The 23,793-nt window shown below is 68.3% G+C and carries 24 protein-coding genes, 1 pseudogene and 1 riboswitch; of the genes and pseudogenes, 12 read left to right on the top strand and 13 right to left on the bottom strand.

Going from position 1 to position 23,793, the window contains the following annotated elements:
• Positions 1–216: 216 nt before the first annotated feature.
• Together NCO8_RS22510 and NCO8_RS22505 are read left to right on the top strand one after the other, a co-directional pair.
• The gene (locus NCO8_RS22510) at positions 217–1,059 is read left to right on the top strand and encodes a hypothetical protein (RefSeq protein WP_245655457.1); all 843 of its coding nucleotides are present in this window, start codon (positions 217–219) and stop codon (positions 1,057–1,059) included.
• Between the two features lie 363 nt (positions 1,060–1,422).
• The gene (locus NCO8_RS22505) at positions 1,423–1,716 is read left to right on the top strand and encodes a hypothetical protein (protein WP_067642071.1); all 294 of its coding nucleotides are present in this window, start codon (positions 1,423–1,425) and stop codon (positions 1,714–1,716) included.
• 65 nt (positions 1,717–1,781) lie between these two features.
• On the opposite strand, the gene NCO8_RS22500 is transcribed toward NCO8_RS22505, so the two are convergent.
• The 3 genes from NCO8_RS22500 to NCO8_RS22490 form a co-directional block, all read right to left on the bottom strand.
• On the bottom strand, positions 1,782–2,600 hold the full coding sequence (locus NCO8_RS22500; RefSeq protein WP_067642070.1) for an alpha/beta fold hydrolase: 819 nt from the start codon (positions 2,598–2,600) through the stop codon (positions 1,782–1,784).
• A gap of 107 nt (positions 2,601–2,707) precedes the next feature.
• Positions 2,708–3,280, bottom strand: a complete 573-nt coding sequence (locus tag NCO8_RS22495; protein ID WP_067484403.1) for a methylated-DNA--[protein]-cysteine S-methyltransferase — start codon at positions 3,278–3,280, stop codon at positions 2,708–2,710.
• Between the two features lie 49 nt (positions 3,281–3,329).
• Positions 3,330–3,581 carry a hypothetical protein gene (locus NCO8_RS22490; RefSeq protein ID WP_067642069.1) on the bottom strand — a complete coding sequence of 84 codons (252 nt, stop codon included), beginning with the start codon at positions 3,579–3,581 and terminating at the stop codon, positions 3,330–3,332.
• Between the two features lie 61 nt (positions 3,582–3,642).
• On the opposite strand from NCO8_RS22490, the gene yczR reads away from it, so the two are divergent.
• Positions 3,643–5,139, top strand: a complete 1,497-nt coding sequence (gene yczR, locus NCO8_RS22485) for a MocR-like transcription factor YczR (RefSeq protein ID WP_067642068.1) — start codon at positions 3,643–3,645, stop codon at positions 5,137–5,139.
• Here yczR and NCO8_RS22480 read toward each other — a convergent pair.
• Positions 5,133–6,221, bottom strand: coding sequence for a CaiB/BaiF CoA transferase family protein (locus NCO8_RS22480; RefSeq protein WP_067642067.1), 1,089 nt, complete (start codon positions 6,219–6,221; stop codon positions 5,133–5,135). The two genes, yczR and NCO8_RS22480, sit on opposite strands and share 7 nt — an antisense overlap.
• A 126-nt stretch (positions 6,222–6,347) precedes the next feature.
• Between NCO8_RS22480 and NCO8_RS22475 the strand changes: the two genes are divergently transcribed.
• Positions 6,348–6,830, top strand: a complete 483-nt coding sequence (locus NCO8_RS22475) for a DUF456 domain-containing protein (RefSeq protein ID WP_067642066.1) — start codon at positions 6,348–6,350, stop codon at positions 6,828–6,830.
• Positions 6,831–6,833: 3 nt separating this feature from the next.
• Here the strand turns inward: NCO8_RS22475 and NCO8_RS22470 are convergent, their stop codons facing one another.
• Both NCO8_RS22470 and NCO8_RS22465 read right to left on the bottom strand, forming a co-directional pair.
• Positions 6,834–7,694, bottom strand: coding sequence for an amidohydrolase family protein (locus tag NCO8_RS22470; protein WP_067642065.1), 861 nt, complete (start codon positions 7,692–7,694; stop codon positions 6,834–6,836).
• 123 nt (positions 7,695–7,817) lie between these two features.
• Positions 7,818–9,206, bottom strand: coding sequence for an FAD-dependent oxidoreductase (locus NCO8_RS22465; RefSeq protein WP_067484405.1), 1,389 nt, complete (start codon positions 9,204–9,206; stop codon positions 7,818–7,820).
• 191 nt (positions 9,207–9,397) lie between these two features.
• Here NCO8_RS22465 and NCO8_RS22460 point away from each other — a divergent pair, with 191 nt between their 5' ends.
• The 3 genes from NCO8_RS22460 to NCO8_RS22450 all read left to right on the top strand — a co-directional run bounded on the left by NCO8_RS22460 (position 9,398) and on the right by NCO8_RS22450 (position 11,671).
• Positions 9,398–9,856, top strand: coding sequence for an Rv0361 family membrane protein (locus tag NCO8_RS22460; RefSeq protein ID WP_067484407.1), 459 nt, complete (start codon positions 9,398–9,400; stop codon positions 9,854–9,856).
• A gap of 45 nt (positions 9,857–9,901) precedes the next feature.
• A riboswitch (SAM riboswitch) is annotated at positions 9,902–10,018 on the top strand.
• Positions 10,019–10,035: 17 nt separating this feature from the next.
• Positions 10,036–10,452 carry a rhodanese-like domain-containing protein gene (locus NCO8_RS22455; RefSeq protein ID WP_067642064.1) on the top strand — a complete coding sequence of 139 codons (417 nt, stop codon included), beginning with the start codon at positions 10,036–10,038 and terminating at the stop codon, positions 10,450–10,452.
• A gap of 10 nt (positions 10,453–10,462) precedes the next feature.
• Positions 10,463–11,671 carry an O-succinylhomoserine sulfhydrylase gene (locus tag NCO8_RS22450; RefSeq protein WP_067642063.1) on the top strand — a complete coding sequence of 403 codons (1,209 nt, stop codon included), beginning with the start codon at positions 10,463–10,465 and terminating at the stop codon, positions 11,669–11,671.
• Between the two features lie 7 nt (positions 11,672–11,678).
• Here NCO8_RS22450 and NCO8_RS22445 read toward each other — a convergent pair whose 3' ends face one another.
• From NCO8_RS22445 to NCO8_RS22430, 4 genes and pseudogenes are all read right to left on the bottom strand, one after another.
• On the bottom strand, positions 11,679–12,077 hold the full coding sequence (locus NCO8_RS22445; protein ID WP_084457390.1) for a PIN domain-containing protein: 399 nt from the start codon (positions 12,075–12,077) through the stop codon (positions 11,679–11,681).
• A gap of 95 nt (positions 12,078–12,172) precedes the next feature.
• Positions 12,173–12,325: pseudogene (locus tag NCO8_RS32915) on the bottom strand (type II toxin-antitoxin system Phd/YefM family antitoxin); the annotation flags it as partial.
• Positions 12,326–12,359: 34 nt separating this feature from the next.
• Entirely contained in the window at positions 12,360–13,466 is a 1,107-nt protein-coding gene (locus NCO8_RS22435) for an SPFH domain-containing protein (protein WP_067484422.1), read from the bottom strand.
• Positions 13,467–13,483: 17 nt separating this feature from the next.
• Positions 13,484–13,717, bottom strand: a complete 234-nt coding sequence (locus NCO8_RS22430; protein WP_067642061.1) for an NfeD C-terminal domain-containing protein — start codon at positions 13,715–13,717, stop codon at positions 13,484–13,486.
• 115 nt (positions 13,718–13,832) lie between these two features.
• Between NCO8_RS22430 and NCO8_RS22425 the strand changes: the two genes are divergently transcribed.
• A complete protein-coding gene (locus NCO8_RS22425; protein WP_084457370.1) occupies positions 13,833–14,468 on the top strand; it encodes a DJ-1/PfpI family protein in 636 nt (211 codons plus the stop codon).
• Entirely contained in the window at positions 14,465–14,926 is a 462-nt protein-coding gene (locus NCO8_RS22420) for a MarR family winged helix-turn-helix transcriptional regulator (protein ID WP_067642060.1), read from the top strand. Before NCO8_RS22425 ends, NCO8_RS22420 begins: the two co-directional genes overlap by 4 nt.
• A gap of 37 nt (positions 14,927–14,963) precedes the next feature.
• Here the strand turns inward: NCO8_RS22420 and NCO8_RS22415 are convergent, their stop codons facing one another.
• Positions 14,964–15,767, bottom strand: coding sequence for an HAD-IIA family hydrolase (locus tag NCO8_RS22415; protein WP_067484430.1), 804 nt, complete (start codon positions 15,765–15,767; stop codon positions 14,964–14,966).
• A gap of 118 nt (positions 15,768–15,885) precedes the next feature.
• Here NCO8_RS22415 and fgd point away from each other — a divergent pair, with 118 nt between their 5' ends.
• The gene (gene fgd, locus NCO8_RS22410; protein ID WP_067642059.1) at positions 15,886–16,896 is read left to right on the top strand and encodes a glucose-6-phosphate dehydrogenase (coenzyme-F420); all 1,011 of its coding nucleotides are present in this window, start codon (positions 15,886–15,888) and stop codon (positions 16,894–16,896) included.
• A gap of 15 nt (positions 16,897–16,911) precedes the next feature.
• Here the strand turns inward: fgd and NCO8_RS22405 are convergent, their stop codons facing one another.
• Complete coding sequence (locus tag NCO8_RS22405; RefSeq protein ID WP_067484435.1) at positions 16,912–17,418, bottom strand: nitroreductase/quinone reductase family protein; 507 nt, start codon at positions 17,416–17,418, stop codon at positions 16,912–16,914.
• Between the two features lie 73 nt (positions 17,419–17,491).
• Here NCO8_RS22405 and pta point away from each other — a divergent pair, with 73 nt between their 5' ends.
• Both pta and NCO8_RS22395 read left to right on the top strand, forming a co-directional pair.
• A complete protein-coding gene (gene pta, locus NCO8_RS22400; protein WP_067642058.1) occupies positions 17,492–19,570 on the top strand; it encodes a phosphate acetyltransferase in 2,079 nt (692 codons plus the stop codon).
• On the top strand, positions 19,567–20,760 hold the full coding sequence (locus tag NCO8_RS22395; protein WP_067642057.1) for an acetate kinase: 1,194 nt from the start codon (positions 19,567–19,569) through the stop codon (positions 20,758–20,760). Before pta ends, NCO8_RS22395 begins: the two co-directional genes overlap by 4 nt.
• 176 nt (positions 20,761–20,936) lie before the next feature.
• On the opposite strand, the gene NCO8_RS22390 is transcribed toward NCO8_RS22395, so the two are convergent.
• A complete protein-coding gene (locus tag NCO8_RS22390) occupies positions 20,937–23,591 on the bottom strand; it encodes a serine/threonine-protein kinase (protein ID WP_210740166.1) in 2,655 nt (884 codons plus the stop codon).
• Between the last annotated feature and the right edge of the window lie 202 nt (positions 23,592–23,793).

The following is a 23,793-nucleotide window of genomic DNA, read 5'->3' as shown; positions in this document are numbered from 1 at the left end:
GACGGACTCGGGTGGCGCCGGGTGGTCGGGGAGTGCGGCGGCGGGCTCGAGTGGTGCCGTGTGGGTGGTTATGTGGTGTAGCTATCGATTTGAGCATCCCTGCGGCTAACGCTATGGTCGCTGCGGCGCGCGGGGACGTGCCGGTTTCTTCTAGCGTGTGAGTGGGTGTTCGACGTGGTCCGTCGGTGTGCTGGTGTGTGGGGATCGACGGGGCGGATGAGCGCTCGGGCGGTCGCGGGTGTGTTGCCGATGGCGGTCGCGGTGGCCTGTGCGGGTGTCGCGCTCGCTGTGCCGCAGCCGGGTGTGACCGATGAGGTGCCGGAGCAGCCGGGAGTGAACATGCCGGGCGAGGAGGGGCGTTCCAGTCTCGGGGATTTCGAGGGACCTGATTCGCTGGCCTATCTGGCGCCTGAACCGCAGGAAACGCGGCCGGTGCCCGAATACACCACGCCTGCGCCGCCCGTCGTGATCGAGGAACTGCACCTCCCTGAACCGGTCGAGCCCGTCGCCCCGATCGCGCCGCCGCCGCGCACTCTGCGCGTGGGTGACTTCACCGCCCCGGCTCCGGAGGAACTTCCGGCCGAAATCCTCGACGGTGTGAACACCACCGCCGCCGATGTCGAAGCGGCCATCGCCACCCAGGGCCGCTCCATCGGCATCAACCCCAGCCGCTCGGACAAGATCGCCGCCGCGACCGTCGGCGGTGCCCTCGCGGGTGCCGCCCTCGCCGGTGTCCCGGCGGCCGCCGTCGGCGCGGTCGGTGGCGGACTCGCCGGTGCCGCTGTCGGTGCGGGCGCCGGCTTCGTGGTCGGCGCTGTCACCACCGGCACCGCGGGCGCGATCATCGCCGCCGCGTCGGCGGTCCCCACCGGAGGTATCGGCGCCGTGGTCGCGCTCGGCACGGCTGCTGCCGCCACCGCCGCGTCCACCGGTGCGGGCGCAGCGATCGGGGCGGGCGTCGGCGCGGCCGCAGGCGCCGCAGTCCTCGGCATTCCCGCCGCGGCCGCCGGTGCGGTCGCAGGCGGCATCGCGGGCAGCAGCTACGGTGCCACCATCTGACGCACCATTGGCCCACGCCGGCCGTTGGGCACGGAAGGCCGAAGCGCCGTCGGCGTCCTCTGCAGCGGCGCCAGCCTCTGACCTCCAGCGCCGCCCTTCGTGATCTTCTACAGCGGACACCGCCCTCGCGTACCGGCTCAGCACCCCCGTCGCGACCTGGACAGTCGATCACTACGCTCTGGTTGCGGCATCGCCCGAGAGCTGAACGCCACCAGAGCGTGGTGATCAACCCTCCGAGTTCAGGTCGGCGGCGCCTGCTGTGGGTCGGCGGAGAGCTGTGGCCAGGTGCCCGTTCTCCGGCGCACCTGTGGTGCTCGCCGCCGGCGGGAGTAGCGTCGGGAATGGTTCGGATGGAGGTGGCTGATGGTGCGCACAATGATGGTGGCGGGGGTACTCGCGGTTGGTGTGCTCACCGCGTGTTCGACGCCTGAGGCGCCCGCACCGGCGCCGAGCGCGTCACCGGTGCTGTCCACCACCGCCCTGCCACCCGCCGAGACCCTGGCCCCGTCCCAGCAGCGCAACGAGCGCATCCGGGGAATGCTGTACACAGCCGGGTGCGTCAGCAACGCCTGCGTACAGACCTACTTCGCCTGCATGGACGGCTACCTCGCCGGCGATCCCTGCCAGTTCTTCCGCGACCACCCGCCGCCGCCCTGACGCGCGGGGTGAGCGTCGACAAGGCGGCGATCGTGGTGTCGGCTACCGGCAACGAGACCGTTTGATCACTGCGCGCGCGTGAGGAATTCGCCGATGGCGGGGGCGAGGACGGAGATCTTCGGGTTGTGGCTCACGCCGGGGAGTTCGGCGAACTCGGCGTTCGGCACCACCTCGGCAGCCGCCTTCGCGCCCTTGGTGAGCAGGGGTGCGGTGCGTTCGCCCGCGAGGACGAGGACCGGAACGGAGATACCGCTCCATTCGGCCGCGTCGAGCTTCTGCCCGCGCATATAGGGCTTCATCACGGCCCAGTCGTGCGCCGTCGAATTCGACGTGGCCGCAAGCTGTTTCCAGAACGGCGTCACCCGCATCACGGCGACCATCAGCGCGGGCATCCCCATCGCCTTGGTCATGTAGTAGCGAACTGTCTTGTCGCGCTTGCCTTCCGCGATCAACGGATGCAGCTTCGTTTCCAGGTCCTTCGGCGGCACATGATGTTTCGCATCGACCACGAAGGGCGGTTCGAACGAGACCACCTCGGTGACGCCGGGGATCTCACGCGCCGCGAGCAGGGCGAGCGCCGCGCCCGACGACCACCCGAACAGCGCGGCCTTCCCGCCCGCCGCCTCGACGAGCGCGGCGATGTCGGCGATCTCGTTGGCCACGTCGTACACACCGGGGGAGTCGGTGCTGTCACCGCGCCCGCGCCGGTCGTAGTTGAGCACGGTCAGGTCGTAGTCGTCGGCGAGCGTCTGCGCGAGTTCGGTCATGGTCTTGAACTTGCGGAAGCTGAAGGCCCCGCCGATCAGGATGACCGTCCCCGCGGTCCCGTCGCCGACCCGGTCGTAAGCGATCGTTGTGCCGTCGGCCGACGTGACTGTCTGCATGATGTTCCCTCTCGATAGCTGACCACCGCAGTGCGACGGTACGCGACCCTGCGCGCCCGTCCTCCGGCTCCTCGGAACAGACGGTCCGGGCCCACCCGATTCATCGCTCAGAACAGCATGGGTTCACCGAAGCCCGGTGTGCGCTCGATCTCGAGCAGGCGCGCCTTGGTGCCGATGCCGCCGGGTGCGGAGAATCCGTGCAGCGCGTGGTCGGCGGCGAGTACGCGATGGCAGGGGATGATGAGGGGGATCGGGTTGCGGCCGAGGGCTTGTCCGACGGCTTGGGCGGAGCCGGGTGCCCCGATCCGGATGGCGATGTCGCCGTAGCTGAGGGTGCGGCCCGGGTCGATCTCGCGGGTCACCGCGTAGACGGCGCGGTGGAATTCGGGCACGCCGGGCAGGTCCACCTCGATCCAGCGCAGCGCGTCGACCGTACCCGCGAGGTGGGCCCGGATGCCGGCGATCGCCGCGACGATCGCGGGGCCGGGCTCACCTTCGGTCACCGGTTGCCCGCCGAAAGGCCGGGTGATGTGGGCCAGCGTCTGCTCCTCGCTGGCCTCGGGCAGCGCGAACCGGACGACGGTGTCGTCGCGCCAGGCGATCGCGCACAGCCCGATGGCGGTGTCGAAGAGGGCCGCGACCACGGTGCCGGTCCGTGTCGAGTCAGCTCCGGAACTCATGAGCACAGTGTGCGCCGCCCCGGTGACAGGTTTCGGCCCGACCCACCGCTCACGCGGCGAGTCGGCCACTATCAGGCTTCGAATCCAGTCCAGTTTCCGGCGACTGGACTGGTTCGTCATGACCGCGGCTGCGAAGGGCTTCGAGATCGCGGTATTGGCGCTGGTCATCGTAGGTGCCGAAGGCCCGGTCATGGGGTGATTCCTGGAACGGCCAGAACGGCAGTTCCCCCTCCTTGGGGGCGAAATGATAGACGGCATAGCCCACGGCGAGGGCAACGGCGAGAGCGAGGAAGGTGGTCATATCCCAAGAATCCGCCCACTGGCCTTGTCAAAAAATAGCCACTCACGGAATACTGGACTTTATGGCGACAAGAGTGATCGGCGCGGCGGGCCTGGCCCGCGACCTCGGCCGGTGGCGTGACCCCGAGACCGACGGCGACGAGCGCCGCCCCCACCGGCCCGCCTACCTGGCGCTGGCCGAGGCCATCCGGCTGCTGATCCACGACGGTCGCGCCCCGCTCGGCGTCGCGCTGCCGAGCGAGCGTGATCTGGCGGCCACCCTCGGCGTCAGTCGCACCACTATCACCTCCACCTACTCGCTGCTGCGCGAGCACGGCTACCTCATCAGCCGTCAGGGCTCGCGCAGCACGGTCGCGTTGCCGCCGAGCATCCAGCACGACGGTGCCCGCCCGGCACGCGGCATCATGGCGCTGATGGCGCAGCCGGAGCTGCCGACCATCGACATGACCTACGCCGCCATGTCCGCACCGCCGGAACTGCACGACGCGTATTCGGTGGCACTGCAAGGCATTCCGGCCTACCTCGGCACCCACGGCATGGACCCGGTCGGTGTGCTCGCGCTGCGTGAAGCCCTGGCCCGCCGCTACACCGCGCGCGGCCTGCCCACCGAACCCGACCAGATCCTGGTGACTCTCGGTGCGCAACACGGACTTCGGCTGCTGCTCAACGTGCTCACCTCACCGGCCGCCCGCGTCCTGATCGACCATCCGTCCTATCCGAACGCGATCGAGGCGATCCGCGATGTCGGTGCGCGCCCCATCCCGGTGCCGCTGCGACCCGAATTTCCCAGTGCCGGTTGGGATCTGGAAGGGCTGCGCAGTACCGCCCGGCAGACGGCGGCCACCCTGGCCTACCTCGTGCCGGACTTCAACAACCCCACCGGCCTGCTGCTCGACGCCGACGGCCGCGCCGAACTGGCCGCCATCGCCCGCGACACAAGAATGACCATCGTCGTCGACGAGTCGATGCGCGACCTCAACCTCTCCGACGACGACATGCCGCCGCCCGTCGCGGCTTTCGCGAAGGGCTCGGAGATCATCACCATCGGTTCGGCGTCCAAGTCGTTCTGGGGCGGCCTGCGCGTGGGCTGGGTGCGCACCAATCAGGCGCTCATCACCAAGCTGCTCGGCATCCGCGCCACCGTCGACCTCGGCACCCCGGTCATGGACCAGCTGGCCACCGTCCACCTGCTGGAGAACGCCGAACCCATCCTCGACCGGCGCCGCGCCCAGCTGCGCGCCCAGCGTGCCACCCTGCTCGCGGCCGTGGCCGAGGAGCTGCCCGACTGGCACATAGCGCCCGGCGCGGGTGGCATGTCGGTATGGGCGCAGCTGCCGAGTCCGGTGTCGACCGCACTGGCCGCCACCGCACCCAACCACGGTGTATTGCTCGCCGCCGGACCACGTTTCGGCGTGCAGGGTGCGTTCGAACGGTTCATCCGACTGCCGTTCACGCATCCCGAAGCCGACCTGCGGCTGGCCGTGAAGTCGATCGCCGCCGCCTACACCGCGCTCACGCCGCGCGCCGCCGACCCACTCCAGCCGCTCACCTGCTACTGAGCCCAGACGTCCTCGATCGGCGTCGCCGCGCTCGGCGGGGGTGTCGGGGTGCCGCCCTGGGTGCGCGAGAACCGCGGCGCGGGCGCGTGCTGCGCCACGTCCTCGATCTCGATCAGCCCTTCTCGCGCGCGGATGTGCTCGTTCTGCGTGGCCTCGGTGAAGGTGAGCACCGGGGTGGTGCAGGCATCGGTGCCCTCGAAAATGGCGGTCCACTCGTCGCGGGTCTTGCTCTTGAACTTCTCGGTGAACAGCTTGCGCAGCTGCTCCTGGCCGTCCGGGTCGAGCTGCTGCGGCAGGCCCTCCGGGTCGATGCCGAGACCGGCGAGCAGCTGCTCGTAGAACTGCGGTTCGATCGCGCCGACCGCCATGTACTTGCCGTCGGCGGTTTCGTAGGTGTCGTAGAACGCCATCCCGGTGTCGAGCAGGTTCTCACCGCGCTCGTCGGACCACAGGCCGACGCCGCGCATGCCCCACACGAAGTGCGAGAGGGCAAGTGCCCCATCGACCATCGCCGCATCGATCACCTGCCCCTTGCCCGAGGTCGCACGCTCGACGAGCGCGGCGAGCACACCCGTCACCAGGAACATCGAGCCGCCACCGAAGTCGCCGACCATGTTCAGCGGCGGCACCGGCCGCTCACCCTTGCGCCCGATGGCGTTGAGCACGCCGGTGAGCGAGATGTAGTTGATGTCGTGGCCCGCGCGGTCGGCCATCGGACCGTACTGACCCCATCCGGTCATCCGGCCGTAGATCAGGCGCGGGTTGCGCGCGAGCGCGTCGTCGGGGCCGAGGCCCATCCGCTCGGTGACGCCAGGCCGGAAGCCCTCGAGCAGCACGTCGGCCTTTTCGACCAGGTCGAGCACCTTGGCGACGTCCTCGGGCTTCTTGAGGTCGGCCTCGACGATGGTGCGGCCACGCCACTGCGGGCGCTCGAGGAAGCCGGGCAGCTGCCTGGGCCGCTGCACCCGCACCACGTCGGCGCCGAGATCGGCCAGTAGCAGGGCGGCGTGCGGGCCCGGGCCGATCCCGGCCAACTCGATGACCTTGATGCCCGCGAGGGGGCCCTGACCGGTGGTGCTCACGTGGTGACCTCATTCGTCGTCGAACGGTATTGACAATCCGACAATAGCGCCGGGGTGGCGGCACCGGTAGACCATGCGGGAGAATTCGCCCGGCGCGACTCGGCGCGATATGGGAGGAACCCGGCAGTGAGCGTATGGGGTGAGGTCCTCGTCGGCCTCGTCATTCTGGTCGGCATCATCGGCGTGATCGTGCCCATCCTGCCCGGGGTGATCCTGATTTTCGCGGCCGTCGCGGTGTGGGCGTTCCTCACCGGCGGTGCGGGCGCCTGGACGGTGTTCGCCATCGCCTCGGTGGCGCTGATCCTGTCGGGCGTCGTGAAATACACCTGGCCGGGGCGCCGGATGCGCGAGGCGGGCGTGTCGAATCGGGCGTTGCTCGTCGGCGCCGTCTTCGGCATCGTCGGCTTCTTCGTGATCCCCGTCGTCGGGTTGTTCATCGGGTTCGTGCTCGGCGTGTACGTGGCGGAATTGCAGCGGTTGAAGACGCATGAAACCGCCTGGCCCGCAACAATGCACGCGCTCAAGGGTGTCGGCCTGTCGATGCTCGTGGAGCTGTTCGGCGCACTGGTCGCGTCGGGAGTGTGGCTCGCCGGGGCGCTGTTCGTCTGAGGCTCAGGGTCTTTCGATGATCGGGAGCGGGCGGGTCTTGTCGTCGCCCGCGCCGGGCAGTGCCGATCGGGGGATCGGCAGGGTCGGGTTGTCCTGGGCCGCAACCTGTTCGGTCTCGGGCCTGCGTACCGGTGGCAGGCGGTAGCACTCGCGGGCGTTGTCCTCGAGTACGGCGTGCATGTCGGCGCCGACCACCTGGCAGATCAGGTCGATATCGCCGTCCTCGAACGGGCGGCCCGCCCGGGTGCCCGGCAGATCGGAGCCGAACATCAACGCGCGGGGGTTCACGGTGTGGATGCGGCGCAGCGTTTCGGCCACGTCCATGTCGACCCGGCCGAACCCGGTGGCCTTCACCCTCGCACCGCGATCGACCAGATCCAGCAGATACGGCAGTCCCTCGGCGGACATGCCGAGGTGATCGATGGACAGCGCGGGAAGTTTGGAGATCACCGGCTGCAACGATGCGAGCATCTGCCCGTCGATGTAGAGCTCCACGTGCCATCCGGCCAGTTCGTGGGCGCGCAGGGCCTGCAAGGTCATCTGGGTGATGTCGGCGGCGGCGCGTTTGAGGTTGAACCGGATCGCCCGTACGCCCGCCCGGTCCAGATCGAGAATCTCCTCGTCACCGGCATCCAGGTCCAGCCGGGTGACGCCGACCCACTCGGGGCCCAGCTCGCTCAGGGCGGCCTTCAGGTACGTCTGATCGGTGCCTTGGAACGATGCGCTGACAACGGCTCCACCGCGAACATCGAAGTGCGCCATCCGCTTTCGATAGTCCGCGATCGTGTAGGGCTCCGGCAGGTAGCCCTCGTTCTCGATCAGCGGATACCGCGGATCGATGATGTGAACATGCGCGTCGAACACGTGTACAGGATGCCTCGAGCTAGGCGGATCGGCCGACTTCGACCGAGAAAACAGGCGGGTACGCGCGGAAAAGGCCGGTGGGCGAGGGTTCTGCTCTCGCGTCCACCGGCCTTGTCATCGCTGTCAGGCCTTGTGGGGCTCGCTGGCGCGGAGCATGTCTTCTCGCTCCACGACCTTGACGCGCTCGCGGCCCTCGGGCTCGCCGAGGGCGCGCTCGTGGGCGTCGAGGCGGTACCAGCCGGCCCAGGTGGTGAACGGGATGCCCTTGCCCTCGAGGAACTCGGTGACCGCGTCCAGCTCGGGCTTCGGCGCGGGGGTGAAGTTCTTCGCGTCGTCGAGCAGGCAGGCGATGGTCTCGTTGGCGTCGCCCTTGGTGTGGCCGATGAGGCCGACGGGGCCGCGCTTGATCCAGCCGGTGACGTAGGTGGCGGGCATGAAGCGGGCGTTGCCTTCGGCGCTCTCGTCGGCGATCACGCGACCGGCCTCGTTGGGCACGGTGCCCGCCTGATCGTCGAACGGCAGCTGGTTGATGTTCTGCGACAGGTAGCCGACGGCGCGGTAGACGGCCTGCACGTCCCACTGCTTGAACTCGCCGGTGCCCTTGACGTTGCCGGTGCCGTCGAGCTGGGTGCGCTCGGTCTTGAGACCGACGACCCGGCCGTTCTCGTCGCCGACGATCTCGGCGGGCGACTCGAAGAAGTGCAGGAACAGCTTGTGCGGGCGGTTGCCCTGGTCGCGGATGGCCCACTGCTCGAGGGTGTTGGCGACCATGTCGACCTGCTTGGAGTTGCGGCGCGCGGCCTCGGAACCCTCGTCGTAGTCGATGTCCTCGGGGTCGACGATCACCTCGATGGTCGGCGAGTGGTCGAGTTCACGCAGCTCGAGGGGGGTGAACTTGGCCTGCGCGGGACCGCGACGCCCGAAGACGTGCACCTCGACGGCTTTGTTCTCCTTGAGCCCCTTGTAGACGTTCGGCGGGATCTCGGTGGGCAGCAGTTCGTCGCCGGTCTTGGCGAGCACGCGCGCCACGTCCAGTGCCACGTTGCCGACACCGAGCACGGCGACCTTCTCGGCGTCCAGCGGCCACGAACGCGGCACGTCGGGGTGCCCGTCGTACCAGGAGACGAAGTCGGCGGCGCCGTAGGAACCGTCGAGGTCGATGCCGGGGATCGGCAGCGCGCGGTCGGCGTTGGCACCGGTGGAGAAGATCACCGCGTCGTAGAACTGACGCAGATCGTCGAGGGTGATGTCGGTGCCGTAGTCGATGTTGCCGAGTAGACGCACCTGATCCTTGTCGAGCACCTTGTGCAGGGCGGTGATGATGCCCTTGATGCGCGGGTGGTCGGGCGCGACGCCGTAGCGGATGAGGCCGAAGGGCGCGGGCATGCGCTCGTAGAGGTCGATGCTGACCTCGGCGTCGGACTTCATCAAGGCGTCGGCGGCGTAGATACCGGCCGGTCCCGCACCCACGATCGCGATGCGAAGCGGGCGAGTCGCTGTCTGTTCGGTCATTGTCTACGCGCACCCTTTGGTCGAGAAACGATGTGACGGCGTCAACTTAGCTTAGGCTAAGTCGGAAACCGGCTACCGGCCGCTGCCGTCCTCGTCGGCGGCAGGCCGTAATCAACGCGATTCTAGCTGCGGTGTTGCGGCAACCCGGCGCGCGGTGTAGCTGCCCGGCCCGGGTCTGTCAGGATTACCACATGAGCGAGGAGCAAACAGGCTCGGACGATCAGCCCATCGAGGTCGATCAGACCGACAAGCGGTCCATCGTGCCGTTCGTCGCGGCCGCGGTGATCGCGGTCGTGGTGCTCATCAGCATCGTCGTCGGCGGGCTCCTCGCGCCCGCTGAGAAAAATGTCACAGAGGCCGATCGGCTCGCGGCCGCCGTCACCAACTATATCGACGCGCGCTCGCGCACCGATCAGCGTCCGCCGCCCGGGGTGGCGTGCCCCGGGTTCGACGAGGCGAAATCGGGTCTCACCGAACGGCTCGGCGGCCCGGAATCAGCGGCGACGATCGACAAGAAGGGCTTTTCCAACGCCACCGTCAACGGCAACCGGGCCAAGATCGACGCCACCGTTTCGGTGGGCGGGCAGTCGACGTCGAGCACCTGGAACCTCACCCGGGTCGACGGCGCCTGGCTGGTGTGCACGCCCTGAGGGGTTTGACACGGTGACCAGTGCCGGGGCAATCTCAGATCGCAAGGTCATGAGTACCAGCGTCAAGCCCCGGCTCGCTGGTCGGCAACCCTCCTCCGCGGTGGGGTGCTCCGGGTGACGACCTGGCCGTGCGCGGACTCCCCGCCTCGGCAAGAGCGGATTCACGCAGGAGGATCGACATGAGTTACGCCGGCGACATCACCCCTGAGAAGGCGTGGGAAATCCTGACCGAGCACCCCGACGCGGTGCTGGTCGACGTGCGCACCGAAGGCGAGTGGGCCCACATCGGCATCCCCGACACCAGCTCCATCGAGCGCCCCGCGCACTTCATCGAATGGGTCGACGGCACCGGCGCGCGCAACCCGCGCTTCGGTGAGCAGCTCGAACAGGTCCTCGCCGATCGCCCGGCCGACGCGCCCGTGGTGTTCCTGTGTCGCTCGGGTCAGCGCTCGGCGCACGCGGCGACGGTGGCCACCGCGGCGGGGATCACCCCGTCCTACAACGTGCTCGACGGTTTCGAGGGCGGCCTCGACGCGTTCGGGCAGCGCGGCAGCACCGGCTGGCGCGCCGTCGGCCTGCCGTGGCGCCAGGCATAAGGAGACTCGCATGATCACCGGTGGTTCCTTCGACAAGCCGCTGCCGGAAGGGGTCGGCCCCGCCACCCTCGGCGTGCGCGGTGGCCTGCGCCGTTCCGGATTCGACGAGACGTCCGAGGCGCTGTACCTGACTTCCGGCTTCGTCTACGAGAACGCCGAGGCCGCCGAGGCCGCGTTCACCGGCGATGTCGAACACTTCGTCTACTCCCGCTTCGGCAACCCGACGGTGGCCATGTTCGAGGAGCGCATCCGCCTGCTCGACGGCGCCGAGGCCGCGTTCGCGACCGCCTCGGGCATGTCGGCGGTCTTCACCGCGCTCGGCGCGCTGCTGAAGGCCGGCGACCGGCTCGTCGCCGCGCGCAGCCTGTTCGGTTCCTGCTTCGTGGTGTGCAACGAGATCCTGCCGCGCTGGGGCATCGAGACCGTCTTCGTCGACGGCGACGACCTCGACCAGTGGGAGCAGGCCCTGTCGGTGCCCACCCAGGCCGTGTTCTTCGAGACCCCGGCCAACCCGATGCAGACCCTCGTCGACGTCCGCAAGGTCACCGAACTGGCCCACGCCGCGGGCGCGAAAGTGGTGCTGGACAACGTCTTCGCCACCCCGCTGTTGCAGCGCGGGTTCGAACTCGGCGCCGACGTGGTCGTCTACTCCGGCACCAAGCACATCGACGGCCAGGGTCGCGTCCTCGGCGGCGCCATCCTCGGCGCCAAGGACTACATCGATGGCCCGGTGAAAACCCTGATGCGCCATACCGGTCCGGCCCTGAGCCCGTTCAACGCCTGGACCCTGCTCAAGGGCTTGGAGACGATGCCGCTGCGCGTGCGTCAATCCACCGAATCGGCGCTGAAGGTCGCCGAATTCCTGGAGGCGAACAAGTCTGTCGAATGGGTGAAATACCCGTTCCTGCAATCCCATCCGCAGCACGCCTTGGCGCAGGAGCAGATGTCGGGCGGCGGCACCGTCGTCACCTTCGCCCTGCACGGCGACGACGGCAAGAAGCGCGCCTTCGAGGTCCTCAACCGCCTACGCATCATCGACATCTCCAACAACCTCGGCGACGCCAAAACGATGATCACCCACCCGGCAACCACCACCCACCGAGCCATGGGCCCGGAAGGCCGCGCCTCCATCGGCCTGTCCGACGGCGTGGTCCGCATCTCGGTAGGCCTGGAAGACATCGAAGACCTCCTGGGCGACCTCGACCACGCCCTCAGCTAGCTCCAGTTCAACGAACGGGGTCGTACACCGCGAAACCGAGCTGCTCGGCCACCGTGGCCATGTTCTTGTCGTGGGTCACGATGGTGAGGTCGTCCAAGCCGCTGCGTAGTGCGGAGGCCAGATGGATGGCATCCAGGGTTCGGATGTGGGAAATGATGGCCTCGGCCTCGTTGAGGACAGCGTGATCGACCGGGATGATGTCGATGTGATCGATGATCTGGTCCCGGTCGAGCACGGGCAATCCTTCACGGCGCAACACGCGGGTGATTTCGGTGCGTAGCAATCGCGACGAGACGACTCGGTCGATCTCGCTGCCGGTGGTGCGGTCGAACCACTCAGCAGCTTCGGCCGAGTGTCCGAGGATGATCCGCATGGCGACCGAGGTATCGAGGTAGAAGTACCTCACCACTCGCCCTTCTCCGAGTCGAGCAACTCGTCGATCGAGTCGGCCGTTCGGAGTTCGTGACGCCGGATCGCGCGGGTGTTGGCGCGTCCAGCGACCTTGCGCGGAATGATCTGCGTCGAGGAGACCGCAGGCACGATGAAGCCCACCCGATGGTTGTGCCGGGTCAGCTCGTAGACCTCGCCCGATTCGACGTCGGCGACCATGGCGGACGGATTCTGGCGAAGCTCGCCGACGCTGATGGACTTCATAACGCCCAGCGTACGCGGGTTTGTCTACTAATGTCTACGAGTCGTGAACCTTGTCGACCTCGCCGTTGGACAGGGCCTTCTGCAGGGAGTTGAAGACCGTCAGGCCCTGGCCGACCATGCCGTTGACCAGTTCGCTCACGCCGTCGGGTCCGTTGAGGACGGTGAGGTTGGCGTTGGCGAGGCCGTTGGAGGCTTGGCGGACGATCTCGGGAAGCTGCTCGATCAGCAACTGGTCCAGGGCGATTCGGTTGTTGGAGGCGGCGGCCTCGGCCTGGATGCGGGTGCGGTCGGCTTCGGCCTCGGCGAGGATGCGGACCCGTTCCGCTTCGGCGAGAGCGGGTTTCACGACTTCGGCCTGAAGTTCCTGCTCGCGCAGTTCGGCGTTCTTGCGTGCCTGTTCGGCCTGCGCGGTGAGGACTTCCTGCCGTGCGACGGCGTCGGCGAGCGGGCCCGCCTGTGCCGCTTCAGCATTGGCCTTGTCGATGTCGCGCTGGTACTGCGCCTTGAGCAGGGAGGTCTCGCGTTCGTATTCGGCGCGGCGGCGCAGCGATTCCTGTTCGGCCTCGGCGGCGCGCTGGGCGGCCTGGGCCTGGGCGATCTGGGCGTCGCGCTGCACGGCCGCGTTGTGCGGGGCGGCGAGGGCCTCGATATAGCCGAGGTTGCCGTCGTCGATCGACTGGATCTGGAACGAATCGACCCACAGGCCGATATTGCTCATCTCCACCTTGGAGGCGATCAGCACCTCGTCTGCCAGCTTCTGGCGTTCGCGGATGATCTCCTCGACGGTCATCGAGCCGACGATCGAGCGCAGGTGACCGGAGAAGATCCGGCCGGTGAGCACCGACATCTCCTTCTCCTGCTCGGACAGGAAGCGTTGTGCCGCATTGACGATCGACTGGGTGTCGTTGGCCACCTTGAACGCGATCACCGCGCGCACGTCGAGCTGGATGGCCTGCTTGGTGACGCAGCGCTCGCGGATCTCGGATTCGAACATGGCCAGCGACAGGTAGCTGACCTTGCGGAACAGCGGAATCACCCAGGTGCCGCGACCGATGATCACCTTGAACGGCGCGTTGTCCTTGACCTTGGCGCCACTGACCAGCATGGCCTCGTCGGGATCAGGAACGTGATAGCCCAGCATCTGAGCCTCCCTTGCTTTCAGTTGTCTTGCGGCAGTTGCGGTGTGAGCGGTATCCAGGGCACGACGTCGACGAGCCTGCCCGGATTGACCGCGACGATGAGCACGGTCGCGCCCGCCTCGATCGGTTCGTCGGCGCGCGCGAGATACAGCTCGGTGCCGCCGCGAATGGCGACGAGCACTTCGCCGAGTGCGCCCGCGGCGCGGATCGGTGAGGTGATGGTGCCGGTCAGCCCCTGCACCGGGTCGGTCATCGTGGCGAACTCCCTTGTCTCGCACCGGTTGTGCGTCAGCCTACGGAGGGGCGCCTGTAAGCGGGTAACAAAATTCTTATTGACAGCATCCTGTCAATAATGACAGGATGCTGTCATGACCAAAAAGACAGTTCACGTGGCTGTGTACGACACTCTTTCGGACTGGGAAGTCGGCGCGGCGACGGTCAATATCGCCGACGACTCCTGGCATCGCGAGCCGGGCCGCTTCGAGGTGGCGACGGTCGGGCTCACGACCGCGCCCGTCACCACCGCCGGCCGCATGCGGGTGACCCCCGACCTGGCCCTGGCCGACATCGACCCCGCCGACAGCGCGATGCTGATTCTGCCCGGCGCCGACCTGTGGGACGCGGGCGACGACCTGGCTCCCTTCGCCCGCAAGGCGCGGGAATTCCTCGCGGCGGGTGTACCGGTCGCGGCGATCTGCGGCGCCACCCTCGGACTCGCCAAGGAAGGCTTGCTCGACGACCGCCCGCACACCAGCAACGCCGCCGAATACCTGGCCTCCAGCGGCTATTCCGGCGCCGAGCACTATGTCGACGAATCGGCGGTGACCGACGGCGACCTCATCACCGCCGACGCCATGTCCCCGTTCGAGTTCGCGCGTGAGATCTTCGTCCGCCTCGATCTCTTCGAGCCGCAGGTACTCGACGCCTGGTACCAGCTGTTCGGGCAGAAGGACCCCACCGGCTACTTCGCTCTTGCCGAAAACGCAGGCGGACAAGCAGATTGAACGACGAACAGCAGCTACTCGACGCGGCCGCGCTCACCGTCTACCGGCTCAACGGTCAATTGCTCACCCTCGGTGACGAATTGGCAGCGCCTGCCGGAATCTCGGTGGCGTGGTGGCAGGTGATGGCGGCGGTGGAACATCAACCACTGCCGGTCGCCGGAATCGCCCGCGCCATCGGCATCACCCGGCAGAGCGTGCAGCGGGTGGCCGACATCCTGGTCGGCAAGGGGCTGTGCGAATACCGGCCGAACCCAGCGCACAAACGGGCCAAGCTGGTCGCGATCACCGAGGCGGGCGTGGCGGCCATCCGTCGCATCGACCCGCAGCACGAGGTGTTGGCCCGTCGCCTCGCCGACGCACTCGGCCCAGCCGAATTCGCCGCGACCGTCGAGACTCTCACCCGGTTGTCGGCGGCGATCGACATCATCGTCGCGGGTGACGAGAACAGCGTCGGTTGAGATCGCCCGCGTGCAGGCGGCCAGGGCGTCGGGCCCGTCAGAGTTCCACGAACGGGGTCCGGGTGCGATTGAGCAGGTCGGCGATCGAATCCACGACAAGCGTCGGCCGGAAGGGGTACTTCTCGACCGAAGACTTGGTGGAGATACCCGAGGTGACCAGGACCGTCCGCATGCCCGCCTCGAGACCCGCGATCACATCGGTGTCCATCCGGTCGCCGATCATCACCGTCGACTGGGAGTGCGCGCCGATGCGCCGCAGTGCCGAACGCATCATCAACGGGTTCGGTTTGCCGACGTAGTAGGGGTCCTTGCCGGTGGCCCGGGTGATCAGGGCGGCGACCGAACCCGTGGCGGGCAGCACGCCGTCGCGGGAGGGGCCGGTGGCGTCGGGGTTGGTGGCGATGAACTTCGCACCACGGTCGACCAGGCGGATCGCGGTGGTGATGGCCTCGAACGAGTAGGTGCGGGTCTCGCCGAGCACCACGTAGTCGGGGTCGCTGTCGGTGAGCACGTAGCCGATCTCGTGCAGCGCCGTGGTGAGCCCCGATTCGCCGACCACGTACGCGGTGCCGTTGGGGCGCTGGTCGTCGAGGAAGGTCGCCGTCGCCAGCGCCGAGGTCCAGATCGACTCCTCCGGGATGTCGAGGCCGGTGTGGCGCAGCCGGGCCTGCAGATCGCGCGGGGTCCGGATCGAATTGTTGGTCAGCACGAGGAACGGGATCTCGTTCTCGCGCAGCTCGGCGAGGAACTCGTCGGCACCGGGGATCAGCTGATCCTCGTGCACCAGCACGCCGTCCATATCGGTCAGATACGACAAGATCTGGTCATCCTTGGCGGTCACCAGCTAATCATCCGCTAAAACCGGGCGCAGTGGGAGACGAAACGGCGACGGTGCGGATCGCGGGCCGCACGCTAGTGTCGAGGAAGCAGCGGTCAGCGGAGGAATAGGAGTGGCTGGAATGGTCGATCTCAAGCTCGGGTACAAGGCGTCGGCGGAGCAGTTCGGACCACGAGAGCTGGTCGAGTTGGCGGTGGCCGCCGAACAGCACGGCCTCGACAGCGCCACCGTGAGCGACCACTTCCAGCCGTGGCGGCACAACGGCGGACACGCACCGTTCTCGCTGGCCTGGCTCGCGGCCGCGGGCGAGCGCACCGAGCGCATCATGCTCGGCACCTCGGTGCTCACCCCGACCTTCCGCTACAACCCGGCGGTGATCGCGCAGGCTTTCGCCACTTTCGGCTGCCTGTACCCGGGCCGGGTGATGCTCGGTGTCGGTACCGGCGAGGCGCTCAACGAGATCGCCACCGGGTACAAGGGCGAATGGCCCGACTTCAAGGAGCGTTTCGCCCGGCTGCGTGAGGCCGTGCGACTGATGCGCGAACTGTGGCTCGGCGACCGGGTCGATTTCGACGGCGAGTACTACCACACCGTCGGCGCCTCGATCTACGACGTGCCCAAGGACGGCATCCCCGTCTACATCGCGGCCGGTGGCCCGGTGGTCGCCCGGTACGCGGGCCGCGCGGGTGATGGTTTCATCTGCACCTCCGGCAAGGGCATGGACCTCTACACCGAGAAGCTGCTGCCCGCCGTCGCCGAGGGCGCGGCCAAGGCCGAACGCGACCTGTCGGCGATCGACAAGATGATCGAGATCAAGATCTCCTACGACACCGATCCCGATCTCGCCCTGGAGAACACGCGTTTCTGGGCACCGCTGTCGTTGACCCCCGAACAGAAGCACGACATCACCGACCCGATCGAAATGGAAGCCGCCGCCGACGCGCTGCCCATCGAACAGGTCGCCAAGCGCTGGATCGTCGCCAGCGACCCCGACGAGGCCGTCGCCCAGATCAAGCCCTACCTCGACGCGGGCCTCAACCACCTGGTCTTCCACGCTCCCGGCCACGACCAGCTCCGCTTCCTCGACCTCTTCAAGCGCGATCTGGCCCCCCGCCTGCGCGCCCTGGGCTGAGCTCGAGCGTCCGGGTCAGGCCCGGCGGAGGGCGAAGATGCGCAGGTCGCGGGTGGTGCGGTCGCGGTAGGCGGCGTAGGCGCCGGTGATCTCGACGAAGCGGGCGAAGATGGCCTCTTTGTCCGCGTCGGGGACGAGGGTGGCCGTCACCGGAATGCGTTCGCCCGCGATGGCGACGGTGGCTTGCGGGTTCGCGAGGAGGTTGACGGTCCAGGCGGGGTGTTTGGCCTGGCCGAAGTTGGAGCCGACCACGTAGAGGGTGTCGCCGTCGTGGACGTAGAGCAGCGGCTGGGTGCGCGGCTGCCCGGATTTGCGGCCGATGGTGGTCAGCAGGATCACCGGGGCGCCGATCGGGCCGAGCACGGTGTACTTGGCGTCGGTGCGTTCGAGCACGGCCCGGTCGAGTGGGGTCAGGGTGCGGATCAGCAGGGAACCCGGCTTTGTCGCGGCGAAACGGTTGGCGGCGCGGGAGAGCAGGTTCGTGCGTGAACCCCAGAGTCGATCCGGGAACTGCGGTGTCATGGGCCGACTGTAACCGCGAGGATCGCGCCACACCGAACCCCCGGATCGCCGCCGATTAACTAAGCTCGCGGGCATGGTCGAACCAGCGCCGTCCACCGTGTACATCGCCTCGCCCGAGGGCGACACCGGAAAGTCAACGGTCGCCCTCGGTGTCCTGCAGATGTTGTGCGCCACGACGGCGCGGGTCGGCGTGTTCCGGCCGATCACCCGCTCGGCCACCGCACCCGACTACATCCTCGAGCTGCTGCTCGAGCACAGCACCGCCGACATCAGCTACGAGCAGGCCGTCGGCGTGAGCTACGAGGACGTGCACCGCGATCCCGACGCCGCCATCAGCGAGATCGTGATGCGGTTCCACGATGTGGCCAAGGCGTGCGACGCGGTGGTGATCGTCGGCAGCGACTACACCGATGTGGCCAGCCCCAGCGAACTGCGCTACAACGCCCGCATCGCCGTGAACCTCGGCGCCCCGGTGCTGCTCGTGGTGCGCGGCGCCGAACGCACACCCGCCGAGGTGAAGCAGCTCGTAGAGCTCTGTGAGAGCGAACTCGCCGGCGAGCACGCGCAACTGGTCGCGGTGATCGCCAACCGCTGCGATCCCGACGGGATGGACGGGATCTGTGCCGCCCTGGCCGATTTCGACGTGCCGTCGTGGGGGCTGCCGGAGGTGCCGCTGCTGATGGCGCCGACCATGGGTGAACTGTGCGAGGCCATCGACGGCGAAATCTACAGCGGCGACCCGGAATTGCTGCAGCGTGAGGCGCTGCGCATCATGGTCGGCGGCATGACGGCCGAGCACATCCTCGAACGGCTCTCCGACGGCGTGGTCGTGATCGCCCCCGGCGACCGCTCCGACGTGCTGCTCGGCGTGATGAATGCCCATGAGGCGGCGGGCTTTCCGTCGCTGGCCGGAGTCATCATGAACGGTGGCATCCGCCCGCACCCGGCCATCGCACGGCTGATGGAGGGTCTGCAGCCCAAGCTGCCGATCCTTACCACCGAACTCGGCACATACGACACCGCCAGCGCGGTGCACCGCACCCGTGGCCGCATGTGGGCGGGCAGCCCGCTCAAGGTCGACACCGCGCTCGCGCTGATGGAACAGCGCGTCGACGCGTCGGCCCTGCTCGAACGCATCCAGGTGCCGTCGTCGACGGTGGTCACCCCGCAGATGTTCGAGTACCGCCTGATCGAGCGTGCCCGCTCAGATCGCAAACGCATCGTGCTGCCCGAAGGCGACGACGACCGCATCCTGCGCGCCGCGGGTCGGGTTCTACAGCGCAAGATCGCCGACCTGACGATCCTCGGCGACGAGGCCGCCGTGCGTTCCCGCGCCGCGGAACTCGGTGTCGACATCGCCGCCGCCCAAGTACTCGACCCGCGCACCTCCGGCTATCTCGACGAATTCGCCGCCGAGTACACCGAATTGCGCAAACACAAGGGCATGACGCTGGAGCGGGCCCGCGAAACCATGGCCGACATCTCGTATTTCGGCACCATGATGGTCTACAAGGGAATCGCCGACGGCATGGTCTCCGGCGCCGCGCACACCACGGCGCACACCATCCGGCCGTCGTTCGAGATCATCAAGACCACCCCCGGCGTCTCCACGGTGTCGAGTGTGTTCCTGATGTGTTTGGCCGACCGGGTGCTCGCCTACGGCGACTGCGCCGTCGTGCCTGACCCCACCTCCGAGCAGTTGGCCGATATCGCGGTGTCCTCGGCGGCGACGGCGGCCCGGTTCGGGATCGAGCCACGGGTGGCGATGCTGTCGTACTCGACGGGTGCCTCGGGAACTGGTGCCGATGTCGACAAGGTTCGTGCCGCAACCGAATTCGTGCGTGAGCGCGCACCGGAACTGCCGGTCGAGGGGCCGATCCAGTACGACGCGGCGATCGAGCCCGCGGTGGCGAGCGCGAAGATGCCCGACTCCGATGTCGCGGGCAAGGCAACGGTTTTCGTCTTCCCCGACCTCAACACCGGCAACAACACCTACAAGGCGGTGCAGCGCAGCGCCGGTGCCGTCGCCATCGGGCCGGTGCTGCAGGGTCTGCGCAAGCCGGTCAACGATCTGTCGCGCGGCGCCCTGGTGGCCGACATCGTCAATACCGTGGCGATCACCGCCATTCAAGCGCAGGGAGACGCGAAGTGAGTGACCTGGTCCTGGTGCTGAACTCCGGGTCGTCGTCGATCAAATACCAGCTGCTGCACGCGGATTCGGGTGAGGTGGTCGCCTCCGGGCTGGCCGAGAAGATCGGTGAGGCGCACGGTGGGCGCATCGTGCACCAGTGCGGTGGGCGAAAACTGGTGCACGAGGGGCCGATCGCCGATCATCGTGACGGGCTGCGGCAGGCCTTCGAGATGTTCCAGGAGACCGGCATCGACCTGACCACCGTCGGTGTCGGGGCGGTCGGGCACCGGGTGGTGCACGGCGGCGAGGTGTTCTGGGAGCCGACGATCGTCACCGACGACGTGCTCACCACCATCCGGGACCTGTCTGAGCTAGCGCCGCTGCACAACCCGGCCAATGCCGTCGGTATCGAGTCGACACGGGAGTTGCTGCCCGGCATTCCCCAGGTCGCCGTTTTCGACACCGCGTTCTTCCACGGGCTGCCCGATGCCGCCAAGACCTACGCGATCGACGCGAAAGTCGCCGCAGCGCACGGCATTCGCAAGTACGGGTTCCACGGCACCTCGCATCAGTACGTGTCGGAGAAGGCCGCCGAGTTCCTCGGTCGCGACTACACGGAGCTGAACCAGATCGTCTTCCACCTGGGCAACGGTGCGTCCGCGTCGGCCATCCGGGGTGGCGTCGCGGTGGACACGACCATGGGGATGACACCGCTCGAGGGCCTGGTGATGGGCACTCGCCCCGGCGACCTCGATCCCGGCATCGTGCCGCACCTGGTGCGCGTGGCCGATCTGGATCTCGCGCAGGTGGAGCAGCTGCTCAACCGCGATTCCGGGCTCAAGGGGCTGTCGGGGGTCAACGACTTCCGGGAGCTGGGCGAGCTGGTCGAAAAGGGAGACGCCGCAGCGAAACTGGCTTATGACGTCTACATCCACCGCCTGCGCCGCTACCTTGGCGCGTACCTGGTGGAGCTCGGCTCGGTGGATGTCATCGTCTTCACCGCGGGTGTCGGCGAGAACGCCGCGAACGTGCGCGCGGACACCCTCGCCGGGCTGTCGGGCCTGGGTATCGAGGTCGATCCGGGCCGCAACGAAACCCGGACGCCAGGAGTCCGCCGCATCTCGCCGGAATTCTCCCCGGTCGAGGTCTTGGTGGTCCCCACCAACGAAGAACTCGCCATCGCCCGGGCCGCCCACAGCTTGACCGCCTGAAGACCCCGGTCGCGTAACGACCGGGGTCCGGCACCGACGAGCCGTTTGGCCGGCTCCGTCGGCCGCGGGGTGTAGTGCGATGTGCGCGTACGGCTATTCGTGGCTGACACGGCCTTCGTGGGCCTGCGGTGGTCGGCTCGGGCGTTCCGGCCCGCGAAGAGACCGACCGCCGAAGATCAGAACCAGGTCTTGGCGCGTAGCGAGTTGGCCAGGTCGATCAGCGCGTAGCGGTGGGTGCGATCGGCGGCGTTGCGGGCCAGGGCGCGCAGGCCGGTTTCGGTGCCGTCGCGCAGGTCACGTTCGTCGAACGGGCGACCGAACAGCTTGGCGTCCTTGCGTTTCGGTGAATTGCCCGCCTGGAGCCAGGCCAGGGCGGTGCCCTGCACCAGGGTGCGCATGAGGGTGGCGCGGTGTTCGCCGGGCGGCACGGACTGGGCGCGGGACGCGGCCAGGCGCAGCACCTGCTCGTCCAGGTCGGCGACGGGAGCGCTGGTGAGCAGCAACAGGATCGCCGTCGTCTGGGCGGTGGTGAAGTGGCGCGATGCGGCCGGAACGTCGTCGAGGGCGTGCACGGCCTCACCCACCCGGCCCGCCACGGCCAGCTGCCTGGCCAGGCCGAAGGCGGCGCTCACCACGGCGCGGTCGGTACGCCATACGGTGTCGTAATAGCGTTCCGCGAAAGCGCGCCACTGTTCGGGTTCCGGGGAAACCCAGTGTTGCAGAATGAGTTCCGCCGTCGCGGCGAGTGCCAGCTTGGGGGCGATCTCACCGGGGAGCACGCGAAGAACCGCCTCGAACGAGTCGAACGCGGCCTCGTAGTCGAGCTCCAGCAGATGCGCCTGACCGGCGAACCAGTCCGCGCGCCAATCAGTATCGTTCGGCACCCGCTCGAGCAGATGCAGCACGGCGGCCGATTCGCCGAGCTCCAGCCGGGCGCGGGCCTCGGCGAAGAGGAGTTCGTTCGCCAGGGTTTCCGGTGCGTTGTCCGGGTCGGCCTCGGCGCGTTCGCGGGCGTCGTGCAGGGCTTCCAGGACGCGCTCGGGCTCGGGATTGGCGGTGGCGGCCAGCAGGGGAGCGGCCGGGTCCGCCGGGTCGATCAGCGGAATCGGCAGGGCCGCGACCACTTCGCCCGAGTCCATCAGCGGAGAGCGGCCGACGCCGTCGAGATAGGCATCGGTCTGGCTGATGAGTTCCTCGGTGCCGAAACTGGTGCGCTGTGGACTGAACACTGTGGACAGCTGGGGATGTTCGGTGTCGGTGTCCTGGGCGAGAATCTCGCGCAGAACCCCGGCCAGCTGTGCCGACATCGCACGCGCCGAAGGGAAGCGCCGGTCCGGATCGGGGTCGGTGGCGGTGAGCAGGAAACGGTGGAAGAACTCGTAGCGGGCGAGCACGGGTTCGGCGGCGGGCTCGGGGAGCCCGTCGAGGTAGCGGCCGTGCTCGCTCGGCAGGTGCAGGGTGAGGGCGGCGAGAGTGCGGCCGACCGTGTACACATCGGAGGCTGGTGTCGGTCCGGTCCTGGCGATCTCAGGCGCCTGGAAACCTTTGGTGCCGTACAGGTTTCCGTAGGCTTCGATCGTTGCCACGGCGCCGAGGTCGATGAGTTTCACCTGGTCCTCGGTGACCATCACATTGTCGGGCTTGAGGTCGTTGTAGGTGAGCCCGATCGAATGCAGGTGTTCGAGCGCGGGCAGCACCTCGAGCACATAGGCGATGGCTTCGGCCACCGGCATCCGTTCACCGTGCGGGCGGGCATCGAGGATGTCGCGCAACGACTTTCCGCCCACGTACTCCATGACGATGTAGCCGATACTCGACCCGTCACCGGCGGTGTGTTCGACGAAGTTGTGGATCTTGACGATGCTCGGATGCGCCACCTCGGCCAGGAACTGCCGTTCGGCCACCGCCACGGCCTGCGCTTCGGCGTCGCCCGCGTGCAGCAAACCCTTGAGCACCACCCACCGGTCGCTGACATTGCGGTCGATCGCCAGGTAGATCCAGCCGAGCCCGCCGTGCGCGAGGCAACCCTGGATCTCGTACTGCCCGCCCACCATATCGCCCTCGTGCAGCGACGGCCGGAAATCATAAGCGGCACCACAGGTCTGGCACTCGCCACTGCTCGACGCGGCCCGCGCCGGCGTCGACCGCCCCACCGGATCCCCACACCGCCAGCAGAACCGCCGCCCCTCCGACACCACGGGATCGGTGAGCACCGCATCCCGTGGATCAGCCGGCGTCACGGTCGGGATCGGCACCAACCCGGCCCCCAACCGCCGCGTCGGCCGAGACCGCGCCGTCCGCACACTCCGCCCCGACCGCACCGTCGCCCCGGACTCCGTGTCCGCAGGAACAGCAGCACGCTCCGCCGCCTGAGTGGCGGCCGCAGCCCCCGACTGGGCAGCCGCGGTAGGGCGTTCGGCCGCTTGCGTAGCAGCCGCAGCCCCGGACTCGGCGGGCGGGGCAGTGCGTTCGGCTGCCTGGGTGGCAGCCGCAGCCCCGGACTCGGCGGGCGGGGCAGTGCGTTCGGCTGCCTGCCTAGCCGCCGCAGGCTCGGTGGGAATCGGAGTGCGTGCCGCCGCCTGGGTAGCCGCCGCAGCCCCGGACTCGGCAGGCGGGGCAATACGTTCTGCTGCCTGCCTAGCCGCCGCAGACCCTGACCCAGCAGCCGCAACCCCGGGCTCGGCAGCGCGTTCCGCTGCCTGCCTAGCCGCCGCAGACTCCGTGGGAATCGGAGTGCGTGCCGCCGCCTGGGTAGCCGCATAGGCGCCCAGCTCGGCGGCGCTGAACTGGTCGGTTTGCTGTGCGGCCTGCGTATCCGAAAGGTTGCCCATGGGCGACCTTGTCGACGCCTGAGTCGCGGGAGGTTCGTCGCCTATCGGGTGCTCGGCGGGGCTGTTCGATGCGGGCTCGCGGCGTGTACTTGCCTGCGTGGCCGGCCATTCCGGCTCCACCGGCCCAGAGGCGGCCTGAGTTTCGGACGGCTCCGGCTCGACAGGCCGATGACTCAACTCGGTCGCTGCCGATTCCGGGGTA

Origin of the sequence: Nocardia coubleae NBRC 108252 (assembly GCF_001612805.1) — a bacterium.
Taxonomy (GTDB): domain Bacteria; phylum Actinomycetota; class Actinomycetes; order Mycobacteriales; family Mycobacteriaceae; genus Nocardia; species Nocardia coubleae.
This window is presented reverse-complemented; position numbering and strand designations above follow the sequence as displayed.